Annotated in this window: 19 protein-coding genes; 10 read left to right on the forward strand and 9 right to left on the reverse strand. The window is 75.4% G+C overall.

Translation table 11 applies throughout. The features are described 5' to 3' along the window. Positions 1–2: 2 nt before the first annotated feature. Genes KDL28_RS10700 through KDL28_RS10715 form a run of 4 tightly spaced genes read left to right on the forward strand, consistent with a single transcriptional unit; the run spans position 3 to position 4,135 of the window. The gene (locus KDL28_RS10700) at positions 3–611 is read left to right on the forward strand and encodes a TetR/AcrR family transcriptional regulator (protein ID WP_252437333.1); all 609 of its coding nucleotides are present in this window, start codon (positions 3–5) and stop codon (positions 609–611) included. Beyond that, a complete protein-coding gene (locus KDL28_RS10705; protein WP_252437334.1) occupies positions 608–2,167 on the forward strand; it encodes a FadD3 family acyl-CoA ligase in 1,560 nt (519 codons plus the stop codon). The genes KDL28_RS10700 and KDL28_RS10705 overlap by 4 nt, the downstream gene beginning before the upstream one ends. Before the next feature lie 28 nt (positions 2,168–2,195). Next, positions 2,196–3,344: an acetyl-CoA C-acetyltransferase gene (locus KDL28_RS10710; RefSeq protein ID WP_252437335.1), complete on the forward strand. Its 1,149-nt coding sequence runs from the start codon at positions 2,196–2,198 to the stop codon at positions 3,342–3,344. Continuing rightward, complete coding sequence (locus tag KDL28_RS10715) at positions 3,341–4,135, forward strand: SDR family oxidoreductase (RefSeq protein WP_252437336.1); 795 nt, start codon at positions 3,341–3,343, stop codon at positions 4,133–4,135. The genes KDL28_RS10710 and KDL28_RS10715 overlap by 4 nt, the downstream gene beginning before the upstream one ends. A gap of 17 nt (positions 4,136–4,152) precedes the next feature. Here KDL28_RS10715 and KDL28_RS10720 read toward each other — a convergent pair whose 3' ends face one another. The 8 genes from KDL28_RS10720 to KDL28_RS10755 form a co-directional block, all read right to left on the reverse strand. After that, entirely contained in the window at positions 4,153–5,190 is a 1,038-nt protein-coding gene (locus KDL28_RS10720; RefSeq protein WP_252437338.1) for an acyl-CoA dehydrogenase family protein, read from the reverse strand. Beyond that, complete coding sequence (locus KDL28_RS10725; protein ID WP_252437345.1) at positions 5,190–6,371, reverse strand: acyl-CoA dehydrogenase family protein; 1,182 nt, start codon at positions 6,369–6,371, stop codon at positions 5,190–5,192. The genes KDL28_RS10720 and KDL28_RS10725 overlap by 1 nt, the downstream gene beginning before the upstream one ends. 1 nt (position 6,372) lies before the next feature. Continuing rightward, positions 6,373–7,236, reverse strand: coding sequence for an SDR family oxidoreductase (locus tag KDL28_RS10730; protein WP_252437347.1), 864 nt, complete (start codon positions 7,234–7,236; stop codon positions 6,373–6,375). A 90-nt stretch (positions 7,237–7,326) separates the two neighbouring features. Continuing rightward, positions 7,327–8,085: an enoyl-CoA hydratase family protein gene (locus tag KDL28_RS10735; protein ID WP_252437348.1), complete on the reverse strand. Its 759-nt coding sequence runs from the start codon at positions 8,083–8,085 to the stop codon at positions 7,327–7,329. An 11-nt stretch (positions 8,086–8,096) separates the two neighbouring features. Next, positions 8,097–8,867: an SDR family oxidoreductase gene (locus KDL28_RS10740; protein ID WP_252437350.1), complete on the reverse strand. Its 771-nt coding sequence runs from the start codon at positions 8,865–8,867 to the stop codon at positions 8,097–8,099. Then, entirely contained in the window at positions 8,864–9,946 is a 1,083-nt protein-coding gene (locus KDL28_RS10745) for an NAD(P)H-dependent flavin oxidoreductase (RefSeq protein WP_252437352.1), read from the reverse strand. Before KDL28_RS10745 ends, KDL28_RS10740 begins: the two co-directional genes overlap by 4 nt. Beyond that, positions 9,943–10,731 (reverse strand): CoA-transferase subunit beta, encoded by a 789-nt coding sequence (locus tag KDL28_RS10750; protein ID WP_252437353.1) that lies wholly within the window; start codon positions 10,729–10,731, stop codon positions 9,943–9,945. The genes KDL28_RS10745 and KDL28_RS10750 overlap by 4 nt, the downstream gene beginning before the upstream one ends. Next, positions 10,728–11,594 carry a CoA transferase subunit A gene (locus KDL28_RS10755; RefSeq protein ID WP_252437355.1) on the reverse strand — a complete coding sequence of 289 codons (867 nt, stop codon included), beginning with the start codon at positions 11,592–11,594 and terminating at the stop codon, positions 10,728–10,730. Before KDL28_RS10755 ends, KDL28_RS10750 begins: the two co-directional genes overlap by 4 nt. A 146-nt stretch (positions 11,595–11,740) precedes the next feature. Between KDL28_RS10755 and KDL28_RS10760 the strand changes: the two genes are divergently transcribed. The 4 genes from KDL28_RS10760 to KDL28_RS41450 all read left to right on the forward strand — a co-directional run bounded on the left by KDL28_RS10760 (position 11,741) and on the right by KDL28_RS41450 (position 15,740). Next, complete coding sequence (locus KDL28_RS10760) at positions 11,741–12,334, forward strand: TetR/AcrR family transcriptional regulator (RefSeq protein ID WP_252437356.1); 594 nt, start codon at positions 11,741–11,743, stop codon at positions 12,332–12,334. Positions 12,335–12,399: 65 nt separating this feature from the next. Next, positions 12,400–13,968, forward strand: coding sequence for an FAD-dependent oxidoreductase (locus KDL28_RS10765; protein ID WP_252437358.1), 1,569 nt, complete (start codon positions 12,400–12,402; stop codon positions 13,966–13,968). 136 nt (positions 13,969–14,104) lie between these two features. Beyond that, a complete protein-coding gene (locus tag KDL28_RS10770) occupies positions 14,105–15,394 on the forward strand; it encodes a TIR domain-containing protein (protein WP_252437360.1) in 1,290 nt (429 codons plus the stop codon). A 4-nt stretch (positions 15,395–15,398) separates the two neighbouring features. Continuing rightward, the gene (locus tag KDL28_RS41450) at positions 15,399–15,740 is read left to right on the forward strand and encodes a WD40 repeat domain-containing protein (RefSeq protein ID WP_252437361.1); all 342 of its coding nucleotides are present in this window, start codon (positions 15,399–15,401) and stop codon (positions 15,738–15,740) included. Here KDL28_RS41450 and KDL28_RS10780 read toward each other — a convergent pair. After that, positions 15,724–16,794 carry a ferredoxin--NADP reductase gene (locus tag KDL28_RS10780; RefSeq protein WP_252437363.1) on the reverse strand — a complete coding sequence of 357 codons (1,071 nt, stop codon included), beginning with the start codon at positions 16,792–16,794 and terminating at the stop codon, positions 15,724–15,726. The two genes, KDL28_RS41450 and KDL28_RS10780, sit on opposite strands and share 17 nt — an antisense overlap. A gap of 168 nt (positions 16,795–16,962) precedes the next feature. Between KDL28_RS10780 and KDL28_RS10785 the strand changes: the two genes are divergently transcribed. Both KDL28_RS10785 and KDL28_RS10790 read left to right on the forward strand, forming a co-directional pair. Beyond that, positions 16,963–18,147, forward strand: a complete 1,185-nt coding sequence (locus KDL28_RS10785; RefSeq protein ID WP_252437365.1) for an acyl-CoA dehydrogenase family protein — start codon at positions 16,963–16,965, stop codon at positions 18,145–18,147. Between the two features lie 13 nt (positions 18,148–18,160). Next, on the forward strand, positions 18,161–19,054 hold the full coding sequence (locus tag KDL28_RS10790; RefSeq protein ID WP_252437366.1) for an alpha/beta fold hydrolase: 894 nt from the start codon (positions 18,161–18,163) through the stop codon (positions 19,052–19,054). Positions 19,055–19,116: the final 62 nt, after the last annotated feature.

Raw genomic sequence — 19,116 nt, forward strand, 5'->3', positions numbered from 1 at the left:
GCGTGAGCGAGCCGCCCGAGCGCCGCGCGGTCATCCTGGACAGCGCGGCGCGGCTGTTCGCCGGCAAGGGCATCGCGGCCACCACCGTCCGCGAGATCGCCGACAGCGTCGGCGTGCTCTCCGGCAGCCTCTACCACCACTTCCCGTCCAAGAGCGCCATCGTCGACGAGGTCGTCGACAGCTACCTGCGCGACCTGCTGGCCGCCTACCGCGACGTGCTGCGCCGCGACCGGCCACCGCGCGAGCTGGTCCGCGAGCTCGTCGCCGCGTCCGTGCGGGCGACCGGTCGCCACCCGCACGCCGCCGACGTCTACCGCCGCGAGCGCCGCCGCCCGCACCGGCCCGGCGCCGCCGACCGGCTCGACGCGGCCGCCGCGGAGGTCACCCGCAGCTGGCTCACCGTGCTCGACCGCGGGCGCGCCGACGGCAGCTTCCGCACCGACGTGCCGACCTGGGTGGCCTACCGCCTCATCCGCGACGGGCTGCTCCACTGCTGCCCACCGGCCCGGCCGGGCGCGCTCGACCCTGCCGCGGAACTCGCCGAGACCGTCAGCGCGCTGGTGCTCGACGGGCTCGGCGCCCACGACCGGCGACGGGGGAACGGGCGATGACCGCGACCGGGACGGTCCCCGACGTGCTGGTGCGGGCGGCCGAGCGCCACGGCGACCGCGAGGCGATCGTCGACGGCGAGCTGCGGCTGAGCTTCGCCGACCTGCTCGCCGAGGTCGAGCGGGTGGCGGCGGGCCTGCTAAGGCACGGCCTGCGCGCGGGCGACGCCGTCGCGGTGTGGGCGCCCAACTCGGCGCGCTGGGCGCTGGCCGCCCTGGGCTGCCTGCACGTCGGGCTCACCCTGGTGCCGGTCAACACCCGCTACCGGGGCGAGGAGGCCCACCACGTGCTGGCCCGCAGCCGCGCGGTCGCCCTGTTCGTCGAGGACGGCTTCCTCGACCGCGACCACACCGCGATGCTGCGCGCCGCGGGTCCCCTGCCGTGCCTGCGCACGGTCGTCACCCTCGGCGAGCCCCGTCCGAGCGGCCCGATCGGCTGGGACGCGTTCCGCGCCCGCGCGGCGGACCCGGCCCAGGTGGCCGCGGCCCGCGACGCGGTCACCCCCGGCACCGCCATGCAGGTCATGTTCACCTCCGGCACCACCGGCCGCCCGAAGGCCGTGCCGCACACCCACGGCCAGGTCGTGCGGCTCTACACCACCTACACCGAGCACCTCGGCCTGCGCGCAGGCGACCGGTACCTGCTGGTGAACCCCTTCTTCCACAGCTTCGGGCTGCTGGCGGGGCTGCTGTCGTGCCTGCTGCGGGGCGCGACCGCGCTGCCCGTGCGGCGCCTGGACCCGCCGGCCGTGCTGGAGCTGGTGGAGCGCGAGCGGGTGACCGGCATCCCCGGCCCGCCCACGCTCTACGCCACCCTGCTGAACGACCCGACCCGCCCGGGCCGCGACCTGTCCGCACTGCGCCTGGCCATCACCGGGGCGACGGTGATCCCCACCGAGCTGATCCGCCGCATGCGCACCGACCTGGGCTTCCGCGAGATCCTCACCGCCTACGGGCTGACCGAGTCGACCGGCGTCGTCACCATGTGCCGGATCGGCGACCCGGACGAGGTCATCGAGTCGACCAGCGGGCGCGCCGTGGAGGGCGTCGAGGTCGCCATCGCCGCCCTCCACGGCGGGGACGGCGGAGGCGGCACCGGGGAGATCCTGGTCCGCGGCTACAACGTGATGGCCGGCTACGTCGACGACCCCGGGGCCACGGCCGCCGCGATCGACGCCGACGGCTGGCTGCGCACCGGCGACGTCGGCCACCTCGACGGGGCGGGCAACCTGCACATCACCGGCCGGCTGGGCGACGTGTTCATCGTCGGCGGGTTCAACGTCTCCCCGGCCGAGGTCGAGCAGCTGCTGTGCCGCCACCCCGCCGTGTCCGAGGCCGCCGTGGTCGGGGTGCCCGACGAGCGGCTGGGCGAGGTCGGCCGGGCGTTCGTGGTGCTGCGGCGCGGGGCGGCGCCGGCCGCCGAAGCCGAGCTCATCGCCTGGTGCCGGGAGCGGCTGGCCGGCTTCAAGGTCCCGCGCTCGGTCGTGGTGCTGCCCGAGCTGCCCAAGGGGGCCACCGGCAAGGTCGCCAAGGCCGCGCTGCGCGCCCCGGCGCCCTGACCCCGACCGCTCGACCGGAGGAGGACCAGTGGAGCAGGCGTACCTGGTGGAGGCGGTCCGCTCGCCCGTCGGGCGGCGGGGCGGCGGGCTGGCCGGCGTGCACCCGGCCGACCTCGGGGCCGCCGTGCTCACCGCGCTGGTCGAGCGCTGCCGGATCGACCCGGCCGCCGTCGACGACGTGGTCCTGGGCTGCGTCGACACCGTCGGCCCGCAGGCGGGCGACATCGCCCGCACCTGCTGGCTGGCCGCGGGCCTGCCCGAGCACGTACCCGGCGTCACGGTGGACCGCCAGTGCGGCTCCTCCCAGCAGGCCGTCCACTTCGCCGCCCAGGCGGTGATGAGCGGCACCGCCGACCTCGTCGTCGCAGGCGGCGTGCAGAACATGAGCGCCATCCCGATCAGCTCGGCGATGACGCTGGCCCGCCCGCTCGGCTTCCCCGACCCGTTCTCCGGGTCGCTCGGGTGGCGCGAGCGCTACGGCGACCAGGAGCTCGACCAGATCCGGTCGGCCGAGATGATCGCCGAGAAGTGGGGCCTCTCGCGGGCCGACATGGAGGCCTTCGCCATCACCTCGCACGAGCGGGCCCTGCGGGCGCGCGCCGAGGGCCGCTTCGACCGCGAGATCGTGCCCGTCGCCGGCGTCGAGCACGACGAGGGTCCCCGCGAGCCGAACCCGGAGAAGATCCGCTCGCTGCGGCCGGTCCGCCAGGGCGGCACCGTCACCGCGGCCGTGTCCAGCCAGATCTCCGACGGGGCCGCCGCACTGCTGGTCGCCTCCGCCGCCGCCGTGCGCCGCTTCGGCCTCACCCCGCGCGCCCGTGTGCACCACCTCTCCGCCCGCGGCGCCGACCCGGTGTGGATGCTCACCGCGCCGATCCCCGCCACCGCGCACGCGCTGGACCGGACCGGCCTCACGCTGGCCGACATCGACCTCGTGGAGGTCAACGAGGCGTTCGCCCCGGTCGTGCAGGCCTGGCTGCGGGAGACCGGGGCCGACCCGGGGAAGGTCAACGTCAACGGCGGCGCGATCGCGCTGGGCCACCCGCTGGGCGCCACCGGTGCCCGGCTGATGACCACCCTGCTGCACGAGCTGGAGCGCACCGGGGGCCGGTTCGGCCTGCAGACCATGTGCGAGGGCGGCGGCCAGGCCAACGTGACGATCATCGAGCGGCTGTGACCGCCCCGCCGCCCCCCTGGGGCCTCGAGGGCCGCGCGGTGCTGGTCACCGGCGGCGGGCGCGGCATCGGCCGGACCATCGCCACCCGGTTCCTGGGCGCCGGGGCCGACGTCGTGGTGTGCGGGCGGACCGAGCCCGCGGTGTTGCCCGAGGCCGGTGGGCGCACCGCCACCTTCGTCGCCGCCGACGTCCGCGAGGCCGACCGGGCCGCCGCCGCGGTGCGCGCCGCCGCCGACGCGCTCGGCGGGCTCGACGTGCTGGTCAACAACGCCGGCGGCGCCCCGGCCGCGCCCGCGGCGACCATGTCGCCGCGGTTCTTCGACCGCGTGCTGGCCCTCAACCTGCACGGCGCCTTCTACACCGCCCAGGCCGCCCACGCGGTGCTGCGCGAGCGCGGCGGCAGCATCGTCAACATCGGCACGATCAGCGCGCACGACCCGAGCCCGGGTACCGCCGCCTACTCAGTGGCCAAGGCCGGGCTGCTGATGCTCACCCGGGCGCTGGCGCTGGAGTGGGCGCCCGCGGTCCGGGTCAACCACGTCACCGTCGGCCAGGTCGCGACCCCCGGCATGGTCGACTGGTACGCCTCGGACGCCGAGCCCGGCGAGGCGGTGCTGGCCCGCCTGGACCGCACCGTCCCCGCCGGCCGCATGGCCTCCCCCGACGACGTCGCCGCCGCCTGCCTGTACCTGGCCTCACCGCTGGCCGGCTACGTCAGCGGCGCCGACCTCGCCGTCACCGGCGGCGGCGAGTTCCCAGCCCGCTTCCTGGCCACCCTCCCCCCGGCCTGACCGGCGGGCAGCGCAGGTCACGGGCGCAGGCCGGCGCGCCGCGCCACCAGCGAGCGCACCCACGCCCGGCCGCCGAACAGCAGGTCGGTGGAGGTGGCGCGCTTGAAGTAGCGGTGGGCCGGGTGCTCCCAGGTGAAGCCGATCCCGCCGTGCAGCTGGATCATCTCCCCGGCGACCGCGCGGAACGCGTCGGCGCAGTACGCCTTGGCCAGCGGGGCCGACACCGCCGCGGTGGCCGGGTCGCCGTCCACGGCCCAGGTCGCGTACCAGGCCGTGGACCACGCCGACTCGACGAGCACGGCGAGGTCGGCGCAGCGGTGCTGCAGGGCCTGGAAGGTGCCCAGGGGGCGGCCGAACTGCTCGCGGGTGCGCAGGTGGGCGACGGTGGCGTCCAGGCAGTGCCGCGCCGCGCCGGCGCTCTCCACGGCGACGGCGGCGAGCAGGAGGTCGACCGCGCGGGCGGCCGCCGCCGCGTCGCCCACGACGACCGCGGGCGCGCCGTCCAGCACGAACCGGGCCTGCGGGCGGCTGCGGTCGACGGTCGGCAGGGTGGTGCGCGCGACCCCCGCGACGTCGGTGCGGACCGCCGCCAGCACGGTGTCGCCGTCGACGAGGGCGGGGGTGAGCAGCAGGTCGAGGTGCGGCCCGTCGACGACGTTGTCCAGCACACCGGTGAGCGCGGAGCGCGTCCCGACCGGGAGCGAGCTCGCCGGTCCCGGCGTCGCGAGACCGGCGACGAGGTCACCGGCGACGAGCCCCGGCAGCACCTGCGCCGCCACCGGCGCCGCGGACCGGTCGAGCACCGTGGCCGCGACGGTCGTCTGCAGGAACGGCACGGCGGTCAGGGCGCGGCCCAGCTCGGCCAGCACGATCCCCAGCTCGACGCTCGACGCGCCGGCCCCGCCGTGCCGCTCCCCGACCGTGATCCCGAGCAGGCCGAGCTCGCGGATCCGCCGCCACACCGGCGAGCCGCGACCGGCGCCGCCCTCCCGGTCGAGCAGGTCGCGCACCGTGCGCCGCAGGTCGCGCTGCGCGGCGTCGAACCCGACGTCCATCAGGCCGGTCCGCGCGGCAGGCCCAGCATCCGCTGGGCGATCACGGTGCGCTGCACCTCGTCGGAGCCGCCGTAGATGGTGTCGGCGCGGGTGAACAGGTGCAGCCGCTGGGCCGGGGTCAGCTCGTCGACCCCCGGGCCGGCGGCCACCGTGCCCGCGGCCCCGAGGACGTCGACGGCCAGCTCGCCGAGGCGCCGGTGCCACGGCGCCCACATCAGCTTGGCCACGTTCGCCTCGGTGCCCGGGGTGCTGCCGGCGGGCGCGCCGAGCGTCATGACCGCCGTGTACCGCAGCACCTGCAGCTGCATCCAGGAGTCCAGCAGCCGCTCGGCCAGCACCGGGTCGTCGGCGGCGCCCGTGGCCCGCGCGGCCGCGAGTACCCGCTCGAACTCCCGGGCGAAGCCCATCTGCTGGCCGAACGTCGACACCCCGCGTTCGACGGCGAGCGTGCCCATGGCGACCTTCCAGCCCTCCCCCGGCGCCCCGACGACGTCGTCGCGCGCGGCGCGGGCGTCGTCGAAGAAGACCTCGTTGAACTCCGAGGTCCCGGTGAGCTGCACGATCGGCCGGACGTCGACGCCGGGTTGGTCCATGGGCACCAGCAGGCAGGACAGCCCCCGGTGCCGGAGGGAGCCGGGCTCGGTGCGGGCCAGCACGAAGCACCAGTCCGCCTCGGTGGCCAGCGAGGTCCAGACCTTCTGCCCGTCGACGTGCCACTCGCCGCCGCGGAGCTCGGCCCGGGTGCGCACGGCCGCGAGGTCCGAGCCCGCCCCCGGCTCGGAGTAGCCCTGGCACCACAGCCGGGTGCCGTCGAGGATCCCGGGCAGGAATCGGGCCTTCTGCTCCGCCGTGCCGAACATCAGCAGCGTGGGCCCGAGCAGCTGCTCGCCGATGTGCCCGACCCGGCCGGGCGCGCCCGCGCGGGCGCACTCCTCGTGGAAGATGACCTGCCGTTCCCAGGACAGCCCGCGGCCGCCGTCGGCCTCCGGCCAGCCGAGCCCGATCCAGCCGTCGCGGCCCAGCCTGCGCTCCCAGGCCTTGCGGGCCTGGAGGTGCTCGTGCTCGCGGCCGGGCCCGCCCGCGTCGACCAGCTCGGCGAACTCGCCGGTGAGGGCGGTGGCGAGCCAGCAGGCCACCTCCCGGCGGAAGGCCTCGTCGGCCTCGTCGAAGCGCAGGTCCACCTCAACCGGCCCCGTACACCGGGGGCGGCGGCTCGGCCTCGGCGACCAGGTCGATCACCGCCTTCCCGGCCTCGGCGACCTTCCAGCGCCTGCCCCGCTCGCGGCGCGGGCCGGAGCGCCAGCCGTCGGCCAGCCCGATCCGCCCGCCCTCGACCTCGAAGACCCGACCGGTGACCCCGCCCGCCTCCGCCGAGCCCAACCAGACCACCAGCGGCGAGACGTTCTCCGGCGCCATCGCGTCGAACTCCGCGCCCTCGACGGCCCTCATGTGGGCGAACACGGCCTCGGTCATCGGGGTGCGCGCCGCCGGGGCGAGTGCGTTGACGGTGACGCCGTAGCGGCCCAGCTCGGCGGCCGCGACGATGGTCAGCCCGAGCACCCCGGCCTTTGCCGCCGAGTAGTTGCCCTGCCCGACGCTGCCCAGCAGGCCGGCGCCCGAGCTGGTGTTGACGATCCGCCCGCTGACCGGACGGCCCGCCTTGGCCTGCGCGCGCCAGTGCGCCGCGGCGTGGCGCAGCGGGCAGAAGTGGCCCTTGAGGTCGACCCGCAGGACCTCGTCCCACTCCCGCTCGCCCATCCCGACGAGCATCCGGTCGCGGACGATCCCGGCGTTGTTGACCAGCACGTGCAGGTCGCCGAAGCGCTCGACGGCGGTCGCGACGAGCGCGGCCGCGTAGTCCCAGTCCGCGACGTCGCCGGCCGACGCGATCGCCGAGCCGCCGGCCGCGGTGATCTCGGCCGCCACCGCGTCGGCCGCCGCCGCGACGTCGTTGACCACGACGTCGTAGCCCTCGGCGGCGAAGGCGTGCGCGTGCGCGCGCCCCAAGCCCTGCCCGGCCCCGGTGACCACCACGACCCGCCCCATCAGGAACCGGCCTCCGCGCCGCGCCGCGCGTCGCGCACGCTGCGCGCGTCCTGCCCGACCAGTGGGTCGGCGTTCGGGTCCACCCTCGCCTCACCGCCCGAACGTCGCGCGGACCTCGTCGGCCACGCCGGAGAGGGTCAGCTCGAAGGTGAAGCCCTGCTCGTAGCGGTAGCTGCGCTTGACGTCCCACGGGTCGATGCCGTTGAGCGACTCCTTGGCCGCCCGGATGATCACCGGCGACTTCGCCGCGATCTGCCCGGCCAGCCCGAGCGCGGTGGCGCGCAGGTCCGCGCGCTCGACGACGCTGTGCACCGAGCCGAACGCGCGCAGCTGCGCCGCGGTGGCGGGCTTCGCCGTGTAGACCATCGCCCGCACCAGGTGCTGGGGCACCAACCGCGACAGGTGCGTCGCGGCGCCGAGCGCCCCGCGGTCGACCTCGGGCAGCCCGAACGTGGCGTCGGTGCTGGCCACGATCACGTCCGCGTTGCCGACCAGGCCGATCCCGCCGCCCAGGCAGTAGCCGTGCACGGCGGCGATCACCGGCACCGGGCAGTCGTAGACGGCGGCGAAGGCCGCGGCGCAGCCGCGGTTGACCCCGATCAGCGCCGAGGAGTCCGGGCAGGCCTGCAGCTCCTTGATGTCGACGCCGGCGTTGAAGCCGCGGCCCTCCGCGCGCAGCACGACGACCCGCGTCGCGGGGTCGGCGCCCGCCGCGGTGAGCGCCGCGGCGAGGGCGGACCAGCCGGCCGCGGTCAGGGCGTTGACCGGCGGCGCGTCCATCACGACCTCGACGACGCCGTCGTCGCCTGCCGAGGTGGTGATGCCGTGGGTGGGCGGCACGGCTGGCATGGCGGTTCCTCTCAGGGGTGCTGGCTGGAGACCGAGACGACCTCACCGGTGAGGTACGTGGAGTAGTCGCTGGCCAGGAACGCGATCACGGTGGCCACCTCCCACGGCTCGGCGGCGCGGCCGAACGCCTCCCGGCCCGCGAGCTCGTCGAGCAGCTCCGGGGACGACGTCCGGGACAGGTGGGGGTGCGCGGCGATGCTCGGCGAGACCGCGTTGACCCGGATGCCGAGGTGGGCGACGTCGAGCGCGGAGCAGCGGGTCAGCGCCATCACCCCGGCCTTGGCCGCGGCGTAGTGGGCCTGGTCCTTCTGGGCCCGCCAGCCGACGACCGAGGCGTTGTTGACGATCACCCCGGACCGCTGCCCGGCCATCACCAGCAGCGCGGCCCGCGTGCAGCGGAACGTGCCGGTCAGCGTGACGTCCAGGACCCGCGTCCACTGCTCGTCGGTCATCTCCAGCACGCTCGCGCTGCCGCCCAGCCCGGCGTTGTTGACCAGCACGTCGAGCCGGCCGTAGGTCTGCACGGTCGCCGCGACCATCCGCTGGACCTGCTCCTCGACGGTGACGTCGCACGGGATCGCGAAGGGCTTCTCCCCGGTGACCTCGGCGAGCGCCTCGGCGGTCTCGGCGAGCCTGCGCTCGTGCCGGTCGCTGATCGCGACCCGGGCGCCCTCCTGCAGGCAGCGCCGCGCGGTCGCGGACCCGATGCCGGTGCCCGCGGCCGCGGTGACCAGCACGGCCTTGCCCGCGAGCAGGCCGTGGCCGGCGGGCGGGGCGCTCACGCCGGGCCGCCCGGGGCGCCGAGGCGGGCCAGGATCGCGCGCGCCTCGGCCACGATGCGCTCGACCAGCTCCGCGCAGGAGGGCAGGTCCTCGATCAGGCCGGCGACCTGGCCGCTGGCCAGGCTGCCGACGTCGACCCGGCCCTCGACCATCCCGGTGCGGATCATCATCGGGGTGTTGGCCGCCAGCAGCAGGGTCGACCAGCTCAGCTCGCGCTGGCGGCGCACCGCCAGGCCGTGGCGCAGCACGTCGGGCCAGCTCGAACCGACCGCGCGCTTGAGCGCGGCGGCGCTGCGCACCGACCGGACCAGCGTCCGCGGGCCCGCCCGCCCGCCCGCGGTGAGCCGCTGCACCATCGGCGTGCGCAGCACCCGCTGGGGCACCCCGTCGATCCGGTCGGTGACGACGGTGCCGTCGACCCCGGCGTCCAGGTACGCCTGCTTGACCCGCGGCGGCACGGTGCTGTCGGAGGTGAGCAGGAAGCGGGTGCCCATCGCGACCGCCTCCGCGCCGTAGGCCAGCGCGGCGACCAGCCCGCGGCCGTCGAAGAACCCGCCTGCCGCGATCACCGGGATGGCGACGGCGTCGACGACCTGCGGGAGCAGCAGGCTGGTCGGCACCGGACCGGTGTGCCCGCCGCCCTCGCCGCCCTGCACGAGCACGGCGTCGGCGCCCCACGCGGCGACCTTCTCCGCGTGCCTGCGCGCCCCGACGGACGGGATGACGACGATCCCGGCGTCCTTGAGCAGGCCGACCACGCGCTGCGGCGGGGCCATCGCGAACGAGGCGACCGGCACGCCGTGCTCGATCAACGCCCTGGCCCGCTCCGCGACGTCGGCCGCCGTGCCGACCAGGTTCACCCCGAACGGCGCGCCGGTGCGCTCCCTGACCGCGCGGATCGCGGCGACCATCTCCGCGGGCGAGAGCGTGGCCCCGGCCAGGACGCCCAGCCCGCCCGCGTTCGCGGTCGCCGCGGTCAGCTCCGGGCCGGAGACCCAGCCCATCCCGGTCTGCACGATCGGGTACCGGACGCCGACCAGCTCGGTGACCCGGGTGCGCAGGGCGCTCGGGGTGGTCATCGGCCGCGCACCTCGCGCTCGCGCAGCCCCCGGGGGTCGATGACCTCGCGGATGAGCCGCAGCTCCGCGGGCGTCGGCTGCGGGGTGGTGGGGACCTGGTCGGCCAGGGCGAGGTCGAACCCGGTCGCCGCGACGACCTGCTCGACGCCCACGCCCGGGTGCGTGGAGACCAGCCGCATCGCCCCGTCCGGGCCGGCGAAGTCGAGCACGGCGAGGTCGCTGACGACCCGGCGCAGGTCGAGGAACTCCGCCGCGGTCGGCCCGGCGGTCGCGGCCCGGTCGTACCCGACGCCGCACACGACGTCGACCCGCTCGACGAACACCCGCGGGCTGTGCCGGCGCACCCAGTAGCTGGTGGCGTGGTTGACGGTGTTGCCCGGCGCGCCGCGCATGCCCAGCAGCGCGCGCTGCGGCCGGTCGAAGTCGCCGATCGCGGACAGGTTGGCGTTGCCGAACCGGTCGAGCTGCACCGGGCCCATCATGACGTGGCGCCGCCCGGCCCAGCAGATGTCGAAGACCGCCCGGTAGGGCAGCCAGCCCTCCAGCCGCGCCGGGGCGGCGTCGACGGCCCACACGCCCGCGGCCAGCGACGCCTCGCCGTCGGTGAGCAGCAGGTCGGGGTCGGTGGTGGCGCGGGCGAGCCGGGCCCCGATCGACGGGATCAGGGTGATCGGGCTGGCCAGGATCTCGCCGTCGCCCCGCCACGCCCGCGCGCAGGCGACCGCGCAGACCTCGGCGAGGGTCGCGGTGCCCGCCGCCGCGTCGACCGCGGCCACGTCGGTCATGCCCCGGTCCCCGCGGTCAGCCGGGCGCCCACGCTCTGCTGGTAGTGCCGCTCGTCGCCGGCCAGGTGGCGCCGGGCGAACGCCGCCCAGGCCGCCGGGTCGCCCGCGGCGTCGGCGTAGGCCCGCTGGAACTCCTCGTCGCGGCCGTAGTCGGGCTCGCAGGAGGTGAAGTGCGCGCCGCGCGGGGCGTGCACCACCCCGTGGGTGTGCCAGCGCTGGATCAGCACGCTCTGCGGCGGGCCCCCGGCCAGCAGCTCGGCCGTCGGCACGATCCGCTCGGCCGAGACGTAGGCGCGCTCGGCCGCCTGGCAGAACAGGTCGTCGAAGTACGGGTCAGCGCCCAGGTACTGGGCGTTGCCCGCGCGGTCGGCGCGGTTCATGTGCACCAGCGCGGCGTCGAGCCGCAACGCCGGCATGGCCAGCAGCTCCTCCTCGCCGTAGGGCGAGCGCACGGTGCGCAGGTCGGGGTTGGACCGGCGCACGTCGGAGCCCAGCCCGGCGCGGGTGGGCAGGAAGGGCAGCCGGTTGGCCGCGGCCCGCAGCCCCCACTGCAGCATGCCCTCGTCGTACTCGGTGAAGCGCACCCCGCCGCGCTCGCGGGCGGCGCGGAAGTGCGGTTCGAGGGGGATCGAGTCCAGCGAGACGAAGCCGTAGACGAGGTGGCGGACCCGACCGGCGGCCAGCAGCAGCCCCGCGTCCGGGCCGCCGTAGCTGACCAGGGTGAGATCGCGGACCTCGGACCGCAGCAGCGCGCGGACCAGCGACATCGGCTTGCGCCGCGAGCCCCAGCCGCCGATGCCGATCGTCATGCCGGACTCCAGCCGCGCGACGACGTCCGCCTCGGTCATGAGCTTGTCGGCCATGCCACCACCCGTCCCCCGCGACGACGCCGCGACGGACTGTACATGAGCAAGCGCTTGGTCGGCAGCCTCGCGACCCCGCCCGTTCCCGGCCCGTGTAGCCTCGGCGACGAGCAAGCGCTTGGCAACACCGTCGACCGGGAGCGTCCGTGGCCGTGCAGGGGGACCGCCGCACCGCGATCCTGCGGTGCTCGGCCGACCTGTTCGCCCGCCAGGGCGTGGCCTCCACGACGGTGCGCCAGATCGCCGACGAGGTGGGCGTGCTCTCGGGCAGCCTCTACCACCACTTCCCGTCCAAGGACGCGATCGTCAACGAGGTCGTGACCGCCTACCTCGACCTGCTGCTGAGCCGCTACCGCGAGGTCATGGCCGTCGACCGCACCCCCCGCGAGCGCCTCGAGCAGCTCATCGCCGCGTCGCTGCGGGTGGCGGAGAGCGAGCCGAGCGCCACGGTCGTCTACCAGAACGAGATGAGCTACATCCGCGAGCTGCCGCAGTACGAGGCGGTCAAGGCGGCCGCGGCCGAGGTGCAGCAGACCTGGCTGTCGGTGATCGAGGACGGCCGCGCGGACGGCTCGTTCCGCGACGACATCGACCCGCGGGTGTTCTACCGCTTCGTCCGCGACGCGGTGTGGCTGTCGGTGCGCTGGTACCGGCCTGAGGGCCCGTACACCGTCGAGCGGCTCGCCGCCGACTGCGCGTCGATCTTCCTCGACGGCTACGCCGCGTTCGACCCGGAGTAGCGGCCCGTCCTGCTCAGCGGAACGGGCCGTACCCGGGGCGCTCGCAGCTGGTTAGCGTCCCTGCCATGCCGGACACCGAGGCCGTCGATGTCGTCGATGTGGTGGTCGTCGGGTCCGGCGCCGCCGCCCTGACCGGGGCCTACACCGCGGCGGCGCGGGGGCTGCGGGTGCTGGTGCTGGAGAAGACCGGGCACCTCGGCGGGACCAGCGCCTACTCGGGCGCGACGATCTGGCTGCCGGGCAACGGCGTGCTGCGCCGGGCGGGGGTGCCCGATACCGTCGAGGACGGCCTGCGCTACCTGCGCCACACCGTCGGCGACCGCACGCCCGCCGCGCAGCAGGAGGCCTACGTGCGGACCGGGCCGGAGCTCGTCGAGTTCCTGGAGCGCGACCCCGACGTCGAGTTCGAGGTGCTGCCCTTCCCGGACTACTTCGACGCCCCGGGCCGGGGCCTGCCGACGGGGCGCGGGATCTGCCCGCTCCCCCTGCGCGGCGACCGCCTCGGCGACCGGCTCGGCCTGCTGCGCCCGACGATCGCCGCCGACCAGTTCGGCAAGCGCGTCACGCGCAGCACCCTGTTCGGCGGCCAGTCGCTGGTCGGGCGGCTGCTGCTGGCCCTGGACCGGACCGGCGGCGCCGAGATCCGCACCGGCACCGCGCTGCACTCGCTGGCCGTGACCGACGGGCGGGTGCGCGGCGTGCGGGTCGGCCCGGACGGCTCCGCGCGGGTGGACGCCCGGGTCGGGGTGCTGGTGGCGGCGGGCGGGTACGAGGGCGACCCGGCGCGGCGCCGCGAGCTGCACGGGCTGCCCGGGGCCGACTGGACCTCCGCCGCCCCCGGCTCGAACACCGGCGACGCGCTGGCCGCGCTGCAGGCCGTCGGGGCGGAGGTCGACCTGCTCGACGAGGCCTGGTGGTGCCCGGCGACGCTGTTCCCGAACGGCCGCGCCGCGTTCACCCTCGGCCTGCACGGCGGGATCTTCGTCGACCCCGACGGCAGGCGCTTCGGCAACGAGTCGCTGCCCTACGACCGGATGGGGCACCTCCTGCACGACCGGATCCGCCGGCACGGGCCGGGCACCGCGTTCTGGTGGGTGTTCGACTCCCGCACGCCGAGCGTGCCCGGCATCTGCCAGCCGCTGCCCGACCCCGACGAGTTCCGGGCCGCGGGCCTGTGGCGCAGCGCGGGCACCGCGCGGGAGCTGGCCGCGGCGATCGGCGTGCCACCCACGGCCCTGCACGAGACCGTCGAGCGGTTCAACGGTTTCGCCGCCTCCGGCACCGACGCCGACTTCCACCGCGGCGAGGACGACTACGACCGCTTCTTCGCCACCGGCACCGGTCCCAACCCCGCGCTGGTCGCCCTGGAGCAGGGCCCGCTGCACGCCGTGCGGATCGTGCTCGGCGACCTCGGCACCAAGGGCGGCGCCCGCATCGACCCCTGCGGCCGGGTGCTCGCCACCGACGGCCGGGCGATCCCCGGCCTGTACGCGGCGGGCAACTCCGCGGCCTCGGTCGCCGGGCACGTCTACCCCGGGCCGGGCGTCCCGCTCGGGTCCGGGATGGTGTTCGCCTACCGGGCGGCGGTCGCGATGAGCGAAGCGGCGCACGCTGCCGCCCGACCGGTTGGCTGAGCCCGACCACCTTCCGCGCCCACCCGCACAACCCCAGATCGAACCGCGAGGCCCGGTATTCACGATCGACGAATGGACGCGGCACCGCACACGGGGACTCGTCAACCGCATCCCGGTCACTGGCTACACTTCCGCGGTGTCGGGCGGGTCGCCGGAAAGCCGGCAATACGACGTAGCGCTGTCGTACGCCGGAGAAGATCGTGAATACGTCGAGGCCGTGGCGGCGCACCTGCGGGAGCACGACGTCCGCGTCTTCTACGACGGGTACGAACCGGCTTCCCTGTGGGGCAAAGACCTCTACGAGCACCTGTCGGAGGTCTACGAACACTCAGCGCGGTTCTGCGTCATGTTTATCTCCGAGCACTACGCCGAGAAGGTCTGGCCGAACCACGAGCGCAAGAGCGCGCAGAGCAGGGCTCTAGCCGCTAGCCAGGAGTACGTCCTTCCGGCCAGATTCGACGACACCAGCGTTCCCGGAGTCCTGCCGACCGTCGCCTGGCAAGATCTGCGCACCCAGACACCGGAGCAGTTCGGCGACCTCATCATCAGGAAGCTCGACCTGCCCGCCCGCCCCGACCGTTCCCCTCGGAGCCGACCCCCACCGGCCGAGCGACCCCTATCCGGCGGCCTCTCGGCGCGGGACGAGCCCGAGCCCGTCCCATCGCCGGCGATCGCGGTCGCGCGCGTACCGACGGGCCTCCTCACCAGGGTGACACGCCGCCGGTTCGTTGTGATCACCGTGCTCGTCGGAGTCGCGCTGACCACCGTCTCCGCATTGGACGACGGTGGCCTGGTCGAACACGTCCTACCCGGCCAGACGATCGCCGCTGCCACGGTCGACGGAAGATCGGTCGTCCTCGCCGCGGCGTCGGTCCCCCGCAGCGAGACCGATGCGGTCAGTACCTGGGACCTGTGGACCGGTGAGCGGATCGGCGGGCCGTTGACGAACGACATCGGTGGTATCTACTGCGCCGCTGCCGCCCACGGCGACCAGGGGCCGATCGTGGTGACCGGGGGCAGCGACCGGAGCGTACGCACCTGGAACGTGGCGACCGGCGCTCAAGTCGGGGATCCCATCACCGTGCACCCGAGCTACGTCCGGGCCGTGGCCACCGCACGCATCGATGGTCGACCCGTGGTCATTTCGGGCGGGTCAGACAGCGCTGTCCGCATGCGCGGGGTGCCCGGCGGCGAACCAGCCGGACCGGTGATCGACACCGGCGCGGCGGCGGTCTACGCGCTGGCCACGGCGGACCTCGATGGTCGGACGGCCATCCTGACCGGCGACTCGGGGGGCTTCATCAGGTTCTGGGGCACCGACGGCGAGGTCGCCCGGCAACCGCTGCACGCCCACGACGGCCGCGTGCTCGCGCTGGCGACCGCACGGATCGGGGGGGCGGGTCACCGTCGTGTCGGGCGGGAGTGACGGGGTGATCCGAGCCTGGGACCTGGACACCGGCGAGCCGCGGTTCCCGGCCGGCCTTCGCGGGTCCGGCCCGGTCCACACCCTCGCGATCGGCGAGCTCGCCGACCAGCAGGTGATCATCTCCGGCGGAGAGGACAACGCCGTCCGGGTCTGGGACCTCCGGACCGGAGACGCCCTCGGCAGTCCTCTGACGGGCCACACGGGAACGGTGCAGAACGTCGCGTTCGTCGTCGTCCGGGGACACGAAGCCATCGTCTCCAGCGGTGCGGACGAGACCGTGCGCGTGTGGGACGTGCGCAAGCGCTTCGGCAGCTACTGGCTGCACCGGATCACTCGTCGTAGGTGATCTCGACCTCGTCGGTCACCGGGAGCGACTGGCAGGCCAGCACCCAGCCCTCGTCGAGGTCCTCCTGCTCCAGGACCTCGTTGCGGGTCATGGCGACCTCGCCGGAGCCGACCCGGCAGGAGCAGGAGCTGCACCTGCCCTCCCGGCAGGAGAACGGCGCGGCCAACCCCGCCCCGCGCAGCAGGTCGAGCAGGGGGGTGGTGCGCGGCCAGGCCAGCTCGTGGCGCTCCCCGTCCAGGGTGACCGTCAACCGCACCGAGTCAGGGGCGGGGCCGGGGTCGGCGGTCGCGGGCTCGGCGCTGAACGGGTCGCCGGACAGCGACAGGTACCGCTCGACGACCACCCGCTCCCGCGGCACACCCACCTCGGCGAGGGCGGCGGACACGGCGTCCATGAACGGTGCCGGGCCGCACAGGAACGCCTCCCGGCCGGCGTGCGGCGCGGCGAGCGCGCGTAGCCGGGCGGCGGTGGGCAGCCCTTCCAGGCTCTCCAGCAGGTGCCGCACGTCGAACCGGTCGGGGTACCGGTCGGCCAGCTCGCGCAGCCGGGCCGCGAAGATCACCGATCGCTCGTCGCGGTTGGCGTAGACCAGCACCACCGACCCGGTGCCGCGCTCCAGCACCGAGCGGGCGATCGACATGATCGGGGTGATGCCGCTGCCCGCGGCGAACAGCAGCAGGTCGGCGTCCAGGGAGCGGGGGGTGAACCGGCCCGCGGGCGGCAGCGCCTCCAGCTCGTGGCCGGGTTCGAGGTGGTCGCAGATCCAGTTCGACACCGCCCCGCCCACCACCCGCTTGACGGTGACGGTGAGGTGCTCGTCCAGGCCGGGGACACCGGCCAGCGAGTAGCAGCGGGCCGCGGCGCGCCCGCTGCTGCCGGGCACGCGGACGGTGAGGAACTGGCCGGGGGCGTAGCCGAAGCGCTCGGCGTGCTCGGCGGGGACCTCCAGCACGACCGAGCGCGCGTCCGCGGTCTCGACGACGACCTCGCGCACCCGCAGCCGGTAGCCCCCGTGGGCCGCGGTGACGCCGGCCTCCTCGGGGGTGGTGGTCACGGGTCGACGCTAGGGAGCCGCCATCGGGCCGGGCCATCCGGCCTCCCGGTCAGTGGGAGCGCCGGTGGGTTGGCCGTCGGCGGATCCCTAACGTCGGTCGCGCCGCCCGCGACGGCAGGGATCTCGCGGGGGCGCACCATCGGACCGCGGGTCGCCCGGGAGGCACCGATGACGCACGAAGTCGTGCACCAGGTGGAGGCCCTGGCCCCCCGCCTGGCCGCGGCCGCCGCCGAGACCGAGCGCCTGGGCAAGCTGTCGGCCGAGTCGGTTGCCGTGGTCAAGGAGGCGGGCGTCATGCGCCTGCTGCAACCCAAGGACTTCGGCGGGTTCGCCGCGCACCCGCGCGACTTCGCCGAGGCGGTCATGGCCGTCGCCGCGCACTGCGGGTCGACGGGCTGGGTGTGCGGGGTCGGCGGGCTGCACCCGTGGGAGATGGCGCTGTGCGACCGGCGGCTGCAGGAGGAGGTCTGGGGCGTCGACCCGGACACCTGGATCGCCTCGCCGTACATGCCCAGCGGGGTCGCCGTCCCCACTGAAGGCGGCTACGTCCTGACCGGGCACTGGCAGTTCTCCTCGGGCACCGACCACTGCGACTGGATCTTCCTCGGGGCCGCGGTCGGCGACGAGCGGGGCAGGCCGCTGCGCCCGCCGCGCGTGCTGCACGTCGTGCTCCCCCGCAGCGACTACACGATCGTCGACGACTCCTGGAACGTCGTGGGCCTGTCCGGCACCGGCAGCAAGGACGTCGTCGTCGGCGGCGCCTTCGTCCCCGACTACCGGACCATCAGCGCCGACGAGGTCGCCGAGGGCGAGCTGGCCGCGGAGCGCGCCGGGCGCACCGACACGGTCTACCGGCTGCCGTTCTGGTCGATGTTCCCGCTGGGGATCACCGCCGCGGTCATCGGCATCACCGAGGGCCTGCTGCGCGAGCACTACGACTACCAGCGCGACCGCGTGATGGCCACCGGCACCCGGGTCAAGGAGGACCCGTACACGCTCTACGCGATCGGCGAGGCGGCGGCCGAGATCGCCGCAGCGCGCACCCAGCTGCTCGACGGCATCTCCCAGGCCTACGACCTGGCCGAGGCGGGCAAGCCGGTCGGCTTCGAGCAGCGCGCGGTCATCCGGCGCAACCAGACCCGCTGCGCCTGGCGGGCGGTGCAGGCAGGCGACCAAGTCTTCGCCCGCTCCGGGGGCAACGCGCTGCGCCTGGACAAGCCGATGCAGCGCTTCTGGCGCGACTCGCACGCCGGGCTGCACCACGCGATCCACGTCCCCGGCGCGCCCTACCACACCGCGGCGCTGGTCGGGATGGGCGTGGAGCTCGCCCCGCACCAGCGCATGATGACCTGACGCCGGAGGCGCGATGACCACCACCACCGGGTCGGGGCTCGACCGCGACGCCACCGGCCGCACCCTGGAGGGGCCCGAGCACCTGCACTACCACCGGGCGGGCGAGGGGCCCGGCCTGCTGCTGCTGCACGGTTCCGGCCCCGGGGTCAGCGGCTGGGCGAACTTCGGGGCCAACCTGCCCGCCTTCTCCCGCGACTTCACCGTCGTCGTCCCCGACCAGCCCGGTTTCGGCGCGAGCCACCGACCCGACCTGTCCACCCCGTACCTGCGCACCGCCGCGGAGGCGGCGCTGCGGGTGCTCGACGCCGAGGGGCTCGACCGCGTCGACGTGGTGGGCAACTCGCTGGGCGGATCGGTGGCCGTCGAGCTGGTGCTGGAGCACCCCGACCGGGTCCGCAGGCTCGTGCTGATGGGGCCGGGCGGCATCGCCCCGCCGCTGCTGGCCCCCCAGCCCACCGAGGGCATCCGGCTGCTGGTCCGGTTCTGCGAGGACCCGACCCGCGAGCGGTTGGTCGACTGGATGCGGGCGATGGTCGGCGACCAGCGCTTCCTCACCGAGGAGCGCATCGATGAGCGCTGGCGCGCCGCGTCGGCGCCCGGGGGCACCGACTTCGTCCGCGACTTCTACCGCGCGGCGATGGCCGCGATGCGGTCCGGCCGGGTGCGCGGGGTGCCGGTCTGGGCGCGGCTGGGCGAGATCCGGCAGCCGACGCTGCTCACCTACGGCCGCGACGACCGGGTGACCCCGCTGGAGACCGCGCTGCACCCGCTGCGCGCCATCCGCGACGCGGAGCTGCACGTCTTCGGCGGCTGCGGGCACTGGGCCATGCTGGAGCGCCAGGTCGAGTTCGAGCGGGTGGTGCTGGAGTTCCTCGGCCGCGAGGCCCCCACGGAGGAGATGCGATGAGCGAGCTTGCGCGCGAATCATCAACACCACGCCCGCGCGAAGCGCCGACCGAGCTCTGCGAG

It is taken from the genome of Pseudonocardia humida, from assembly GCF_023898865.1.
Taxonomy (GTDB): Bacteria; Actinomycetota; Actinomycetes; order Mycobacteriales; family Pseudonocardiaceae; genus Pseudonocardia; species Pseudonocardia humida.

Excerpts from the sequence above, each read along its gene's own strand:
- KDL28_RS10705 (WP_252437334.1), top strand. The coding sequence starts at position 608 with ATGACCGCGACCGGGACGGTCCCCGACGTGCTGGTGCGGGCGGCCGAG.
- KDL28_RS10720 (WP_252437338.1), bottom strand. The coding sequence starts at position 5,190 with ATGGACGTCGGGTTCGACGCCGCGCAGCGCGACCTGCGGCGCACGGTG.
- KDL28_RS10730 (WP_252437347.1), bottom strand. The coding sequence starts at position 7,236 with ATGGGGCGGGTCGTGGTGGTCACCGGGGCCGGGCAGGGCTTGGGGCGC.
- KDL28_RS10735 (WP_252437348.1), bottom strand. The coding sequence starts at position 8,085 with ATGCCAGCCGTGCCGCCCACCCACGGCATCACCACCTCGGCAGGCGAC.
- KDL28_RS10745 (WP_252437352.1), bottom strand. The coding sequence starts at position 9,946 with ATGACCACCCCGAGCGCCCTGCGCACCCGGGTCACCGAGCTGGTCGGC.
- KDL28_RS10750 (WP_252437353.1), bottom strand. The coding sequence starts at position 10,731 with ATGACCGACGTGGCCGCGGTCGACGCGGCGGCGGGCACCGCGACCCTC.
- KDL28_RS10755 (WP_252437355.1), bottom strand. The coding sequence starts at position 11,594 with ATGGCCGACAAGCTCATGACCGAGGCGGACGTCGTCGCGCGGCTGGAG.
- KDL28_RS10765 (WP_252437358.1), top strand. The coding sequence starts at position 12,400 with ATGCCGGACACCGAGGCCGTCGATGTCGTCGATGTGGTGGTCGTCGGG.
- KDL28_RS10785 (WP_252437365.1), top strand. The coding sequence starts at position 16,963 with ATGACGCACGAAGTCGTGCACCAGGTGGAGGCCCTGGCCCCCCGCCTG.
- KDL28_RS10790 (WP_252437366.1), top strand. The coding sequence starts at position 18,161 with ATGACCACCACCACCGGGTCGGGGCTCGACCGCGACGCCACCGGCCGC.